At 45.3% G+C, this 7,114-nt stretch carries 6 protein-coding genes and 1 pseudogene; 3 read left to right on the top strand and 4 right to left on the bottom strand.

The window, feature by feature from the left end; genetic code table 11:
* Nucleotides 1–1,903: ATP-binding protein (locus J5224_RS22900; RefSeq protein ID WP_264627550.1), on the top strand; the 1,903-nt coding region annotated here is incomplete at its 5' end.
* On the opposite strand, the gene J5224_RS22905 is transcribed toward J5224_RS22900, so the two are convergent.
* Complete coding sequence (locus J5224_RS22905) at nt 1,880–2,401, bottom strand: MFS transporter (protein ID WP_264627551.1); 522 nt, start codon at nt 2,399–2,401, stop codon at nt 1,880–1,882. The genes J5224_RS22900 and J5224_RS22905 overlap by 24 nt on opposite strands.
* The gene (locus J5224_RS22910) at nt 2,350–2,949 is read right to left on the bottom strand and encodes an MFS transporter (protein ID WP_264627552.1); all 600 of its coding nucleotides are present in this window, start codon (nt 2,947–2,949) and stop codon (nt 2,350–2,352) included. The genes J5224_RS22905 and J5224_RS22910 overlap by 52 nt, the downstream gene beginning before the upstream one ends.
* A 214-nt stretch (nt 2,950–3,163) precedes the next feature.
* Between J5224_RS22910 and J5224_RS22915 the strand changes: the two genes are divergently transcribed.
* On the top strand, nt 3,164–3,970 hold the full coding sequence (locus tag J5224_RS22915; RefSeq protein WP_264627553.1) for an SDR family NAD(P)-dependent oxidoreductase: 807 nt from the start codon (nt 3,164–3,166) through the stop codon (nt 3,968–3,970).
* Between the two features lie 234 nt (nt 3,971–4,204).
* Nucleotides 4,205–5,123: pseudogene (locus J5224_RS22920) on the top strand (hypothetical protein).
* Nucleotides 5,124–5,695: 572 nt separating this feature from the next.
* Here J5224_RS22920 and J5224_RS22925 read toward each other — a convergent pair.
* Together J5224_RS22925 and J5224_RS22930 are read right to left on the bottom strand one after the other, a co-directional pair.
* On the bottom strand, nt 5,696–6,052 hold the full coding sequence (locus tag J5224_RS22925) for a helix-turn-helix domain-containing protein (RefSeq protein ID WP_264627554.1): 357 nt from the start codon (nt 6,050–6,052) through the stop codon (nt 5,696–5,698).
* Between the two features lie 112 nt (nt 6,053–6,164).
* Nucleotides 6,165–7,028, bottom strand: a complete 864-nt coding sequence (locus J5224_RS22930; protein WP_264627555.1) for an HlyD family secretion protein — start codon at nt 7,026–7,028, stop codon at nt 6,165–6,167.
* Between the last annotated feature and the right edge of the window lie 86 nt (nt 7,029–7,114).

Here is a 7,114-nt window from a genome sequence, read left to right on the forward strand (position 1 = left end):
GACTTTTGACAGTGTCCGCCTCTTTATCGAACGCGGGCAGGCCAACCGACATAATTTCCATCCATCAGCCAGCGAACTGTCGTTGATTGGCGAGTTATGCCGTCATCTTGACGGTCTGCCGTTGGCGATTGAACTTGCGGCCTCCCGTCTGCCAGTCATGAGTGTCAAAGAGATCTATAGCCGACTGGAAGACCGTTTCCAGCTATTGAGCAATACGCACAGCTCTCTGGTGCCCAGACATCAGAAAATACTGACCACGCTGGAGTGGACTTATCAGTTACTCAACACACGTGAACAAAGATTATTTTGCTCTCTGGGGATCTATACCGATATGTTCAGTGTGAAATCAGTAAGCGACTTTCTGCTGATTAAAGACAAGCATCGCTGGCAGGTTGTTGACGATCTGCAAAGATTGCTGTCTTTATCCCTGATTCAGGTCAGTACTCAGGTACCAGAGACCCGTTTCCGCCTGCTGGAAACCATGCGCCAGTTCGCAGGCGATAAACTCAGGCAACAGGGTGAATATACTGGTCTTGAGGCCCGATTTGCCGGTTATTATAAAGATCTGGTAGAAGAGGCCCGAGGTGATTGGTTTATGCTGCCAACGGGACAGTGGCGTGAACGTTATAGCCATATGCTTAATGATTTGCGGAGTGTATTACAGCAAACGTTGACTGAGGGAGCCGATCCCTCTAAGGGGCTTGAGATCTTACAAGAGATGACCCCTTTTTGGATTGAATATTCACTCTACGATGAATGTCAGCGCTATATCTATCCTCTGCTTTATGAAAATACTTCTCGAGTAGTATTAACGCTACACCAGAGAATGAATCTCAGCGCTGTAGCAGGTAAGGCGTCAACCTGGGCAAAAGGCCCTACGCCTGAAACACATTCAGCCTGGAAAACCGCGCTTGCACTTGCAGAAAAGCTCGACGACAAAGAAATACGTTTACAGGCTCATTACGGATTATGGTTGTATTATCTCCGTACTGGCGAGCTGGATAAAGCGCTTGAGCATGCGCAATCTATGTGCGAGCTAGCACGGTCCATTAGTGACGAGGAGGCGATGGCAACCGGGCTGCGTATTCTCGGTGTATCCCTGCATTTTTTGGGACGTCATTATGTCGGGCGTGATTATCTCCAGCAATCTCTTGACTGGTATGAACATGGCGAATTAAGTCACTCTTTCCGTTTTGGTCTTGATCAAGAGACCGCCGGTCAGGCCTTTCTGTCTCGTTTACTATGGTTACAGGGTGAGTATAAGGCCGCGAAACAGATGGCATGGCGCGGTGTTAAAAAAGCCGCTCGTTTGCAGCATGTCTGTTCTCTTTGCTGTGCACTGGCTGAAGGCGCTTGTATGACAGCGGCACTGGATCGTAATCCACGTTGGGTTATAAGGGCCGCAAACTGGCTTATTCATCTGGCAGAAAGGCATGATTTGTATTTCTGGAAGACATACGGCGAGCTGTTTCTTGTTTGGGCCAAACAGTTCAGTCATACCGATGTTAGTCAGACCACACTGTTTAGCTCGTTGCGGGCGATGGGATTAGACTGGCAATATTCCCCCTTGTTGTCAGAAATTGATACCGGGTTATCGCTGAGAACCGCCCGCCAGGATCATGAAAACTGGTGCACGCCTGAGCTGATGCGTCTTTCTGCCACTCAATTACCTCCTCAGGAGCAACGCCTGCTGTTGGAGCAGGCCCTAGACAAAGCGCACCAGCAACAGGCTCCTGGCTGGGCCCTCCGTATTGCTTATTCATTGGCGACATTGCAGGCTGAAGCCGGGGAAAAATGGGCTGCTAAACAATTGATACAGGACGCTTTACATGATGTTGATGTCTCAGATAGGGCGGCGGATGTAAGAAATGCTATGGCACTATGTGCCCGAATGGAGACCTGAATATTTACGTCTCACGGTTATTAACATCCCCAAGATCACGAGCCCTGCCCCCGCTGTAGAAATCAGCGCCCAGTTATGAGTTGTCTCCCATATCCAGGTGGCAGTTAGTGAGCCACATGCTCCGCCAATAAACATAACGCACATAAATAGTGTATTAAGGCGGTTTCTGGCATCCGGACGCAAAGAGTAAATCGTGTGCTGATTAGCTATTAGTACACATTGTTCACCCGCATCCAGTAGTAGAATGCCCACCACCATACCCGCCATACTGTTCCATCTCCAAAAAACAGCCCAAGCCAGCAGCATGAGTATCACACCAAAAACAACCATTCGGAATGGTCCCTGACGATCGCTGAAACTTCCCGCCAGAGGCGCGCACAGAATACCGATTAACCCCAAAGCAGCTAGGGTTCCGGTTACCCCTGCACCGTAATCGTAGCGATGAGCTAACCAGAAAGGGAGCACGGTCCACAGCACGCTGAAGGAGGCAAACAGCATTGCTTGTGTAAGAGTTGCACCAACGACTGAGCAGGCAAAATGCGCAAGATGAAAAATATAGCCAGCAATGTCATCATCGCGCCGGACAAAAAGACACCGCGCCAGCCGAAATACTGACCAATAAGGCCTCCGATAGCCCGGCCAGCAAGGATACCTGCCAAGACACCGCTCATCACCGTACCCACGGTTTTACCTCGTGCAGAAGTTCTGGAGAGCGAGGCGGCAAGCGGCACTACCTGTTGGGCTACTGTTGCAGCCATCCCGGTAAGGAAGGAGAAGAACACCAACACTGTCGCCGTTGGCGATAACATCATGCCGATCAGTGCCAGGAAAAGCACCTGCGCTTGACGCAGGATAAGCCGCTGACGTTCAATATAATCGCCCAGTGGGATCAGAAAGAATAAGCCCACCGCATAGCCTAACTGGGTACCCATGGGGATCAAAGAAACAGCCCCCCATTCATTGGGAAAGGATCCGGCAATTAAATTCAGGACAGATTGATTAAAATAAATATTAGCTACAACAATACAGCAAATAATCGCCAGCATAAGAATCCTGGCAGAAGAAAGCTCATGATTGTCCGTTCGCATTGACCACTCCTGGCTCTAAACTCAATATCGTCTGGAGTATAAGCAGACGGAAATCCCAACTCTTTGACCGCTTTTTTCAGACGTCTGAATTCTGATGCACAAGCTCCTGAAAAAGAGATTTGTTACTAATACTGCTCATGTTATTAACTGTGCTTAACTTGAGGAGCAGCAAATGGATTTAAAACTGACTGGAAAAGTGGCTCTGGTAACCGGAGCCCGAACAGGAATTGGTTTCAGCATTTGTGAAGAACTGGCCGTGAATGGTGTGCATTTAGTCATGGTGGCCAGACGAGAACCTGAGCTGATTCTGGCTGCGAAAAAAATATCAGAGAAATACGGTGTTTCGGTGCTGCCTGTTGCCGGGGATGTGACTGATCCCAAACTCCCTTCCCTGGTGGTTGAACAAGTGGAAAAGGTTTTTCAGCGTATTGATTTACTGGTAAATAATGCCGGAAGAGCACATACGGGAACGCTGTTAACCACTTCGGAAGAAGACTGGCAGATAATGACTGAGACCAAATTCTCCGCCATGCGACGTTTTTGTAAGGTAATCATCCCCGGGATGCAGAGACGAAACTGGGGGCGTATTGTCAATATCTCATCCATTGGCGGTATCTACCCTAATCCGCAACTTACCGTCTCACACGCACTGAGCGCCGCTATCAACAACCTGACCCGTAGTTTAGCACTTAGCGTGGCTCCGGATGGCATTCTGGTCAATGCGATCGGAGTGGGTGCTGTCGCGACGGATAACTGGGCGCAGAACATGCTACCGAATGTTCGCAATCGTCGTCCTGAACTGGCTGACAGAACAGACGAAGAGGTAATGGCATTACTGGGTAAAGAGAACACGCCTGTGGGCCGCTTTGGACTTCCTGAAGATATTGCTGCAATTGCTGCGTTCCTACTTTCTGGGAGGAATCAGTTTGTTACTGGACAGACAATTGAAGCATCAGGCGGAGCAGACAGATTTATGTAATGTCTTCCATTCAACTTAAATAATGTTTGAGAATTGAATTAGTTTAACCTGATATTTTTTCTTCTTTTCAATCACTGCGAAATATGAGGCCGGATATGGGGGACTGAAACGCCAAGAAGCCCCCGCGTCAATATAATCCAAATATTATAACGTAATAGATCCCGCACCATGAAATTAATTTCACTGGAAAATTCATGGTATTTTTTTAAAAAATAGAAATAGAGGCAAACCACTATGTCAAAAAAACAAACACTATCAAATACAAACTATAGTTCGCCTGACTGGCTGACTATCCGTGAAGCAGTCGAAGTGATAAATAAAAAAGGACTGAAAATTAAAAAAAAGTGACATTTACAGGCATGCATTACATGGCAGCATTCATCTCTCTATTTACTTTCAGTCGCCAATTACATTACGAAAAATACAGAGGTCGGGCTACAAAGTAAGGCTCAGAGCATGTGATATGTCATCAATAAATCGTTTATGCCTTCTTGACAAAAAAGCGTTTATTGAAGGACATAATTTTATTGTTAGCACTACTGGCAAATATATCATTCCCACAGAGAGAGTTATTGACACTCTATTGATTGGATATGAATATGTTCTAGTACAAAAATTACTTGCCCAATCCCTTAAAATACCATTACCTGTAACAGGAGCTATTGATTTTAATCATGGCATAACAGTTAGCTTACAAGGAGAACCATTTCAACTATTCGATAAAATGACATGGGAAGAAAGAATAACACAAAAAATTATGCAACTCCCTAAAAACATTTCACCATATGTACATAAAGAGATATTCTCAAAGAGGATAAATAATTACCTGGGGAAAGAGTATTTCCCGGCTCATATTTTACCTCGGGATGCCTGGTTTGTTATTCGACATGCTGAACTTGATAAAGTCATTGACATCATAACCAATAGCAGAGTGCCCCCATTATCTGCAACGCGAATATCAACACCACTATCTCGTTTTTTCTGGCTGGCCTGTAAAAACAATGAAGTCATCCGTCCATTAATTAGTAAACCGTACAAACTACTATCTATTTTCGAACAATGGGCATCTGACGAAGGCATTACCGACAGGCTCAGTGGTGATACGTTAAAAACTGCACTCGTACGCGGTTCCCCCACATCAATGTCGGATTGACGCAAGTGAATTTTACCAAACCTAAATGTCCGTATTAAGGACTCTAAAATCAGTAATACGGACATAATTAGTTTTTTTGACTCCTTTTTCCTTGTCACCTCAAGGGATATTATATTTCTGCATTACGGGTATAAATACATATCATCAATTACCAAGCATTAGAAATGTAAAAACAAAATAGTACTTAAATGCTCACAACCCCACACATACATAAAAGCCACTCCTTATTCAAGGAGGATTTAGCCGACCTGCATAGGTTCGATCGAATCCAAAATCCACAAAATAGATTAACTTTAGCTCATCCAACTATTAAATACATGCATGGGTTCGTAATTATATTCCAATTAATGAATCCGACTGTACTAACCGATACCTTACACATGCAAAAGCATGAAAAAACATATTGCACAGAAAGCCTTAAGTTCATTCACAATGAAATAAATGAGAATTTTTATTTTCTTCAAAAATCTATAACAGAGGTACTAAGACCATTATTACAAGATGAACCCCGCCCATAATCCAGATGCTTACTAAGGATTTAAAAACTCATCCTTATGATACGGGTAATTACCTTACCCCCAGGAAGAGTTATTTTTAATATTGACGGCATTTTTCCTATACCGGTGTGGTGGGACATTATATCTTTTTCGGAATGCCCTAGTTAATGATTGCTGAGAGTCAAAGCCAAATCGCATCGCTATGTTTATCAAAGGTTCATTTGTTGTGATAATAGCATCTAAAATAAGACATAATTTTTTCTCTCTGATGAAACCTCCTAGACTCTGACCGGTTTCAGATAAAAACACTCTCTGCAAATGCCATTTTGAATATCCGGATTTGATAGCCACATCATCAATTTTTAGTGGCATCTCGATATTATTGTTTATCCAAATAATTAAGTCATTTACAAAATATTTTCTGTTTTTCATAACCGAAACCTCATAGTTACTCTACCAGAAATACATTCTCATCAGGCAGTTAGATCAAGAACTGACAATCCATAAGTTCTGCATAAATCCTCAATAGAGACCATACTTTTTATTATGGTGTGATGGATATACTCGCAGACAGTCCAGCCACCAATTCAACTCCATCCGGCAATCTGTCAATATGAATCCGAACCGGGATACGCTGCGCGAGCCGCACCCAGCTAAAGGTTGGCTCGACATTAGGCAGGCCAAGCCCCCCGGTCTCGTCATTGTTATCATCTATTCCGCGTCCGATACTCTCAACATGACCCGTGATCACCGGCTTAAATCCCATCAGCGTTATGTGTGCAGTATTTCCCGTGCGGATATGTTGCAACTTAGTCTCTTCAAAATAGCCAACCACCCAAAAACTATGGGCATCAATGATGGCAACTTTAGTTTCTCCCACTGTGGCATAGTCGCCAGGGCGAAGCCGCAAATGTGTGACATAGCCCGCAACCGGAGACCGAACAATAGCATGCGATAAGTTAAGCTCTGCAAGGTCCAGCGCAGCCAGTGCACCGTGGTAATTGGCCGCAGCGACGCTGGCTGCGCTGGCTGTTTGCTGTAAATCCTCGCTGGAAATCACCCCTTTAATCTGAGAGCGTCGCCTCGCCGCATCCTGGCGCATCAGCATTTCATGACGTTTCGCCTCAACATCTGCCTGTGCGCTGTCCACTGCCAACCTCAACCAGTGCGGGTCGATGGAATAGAGCACATCGCCCCGATTAACCCACTGATTATCGCGGACGGACACATTCAGCAACGGTCCGGAGACATTCGGCGCAATCTGTACCACATCCGCACGAACCCGACCATCGCGGGTCCAAGGGGTTTGCGCATAATGTTTCCAGAGAATAAAAGCCAAAAGCGTAGCCACCGCCACAGCGCTGAACGTCAGCACGTAGCGGCCCAGTAGAGAAAGTAACGATTTCATTTAAAAAACCCCAGTTCGGTCAGTCCCTGCAACAGCAGGTAAAAAGTAATAATGAAGACGGAAAAATCGATCATCGGTCTAAAGGG

The sequence above is a fragment of the Candidatus Symbiopectobacterium sp. NZEC135 genome (assembly GCF_025962695.1).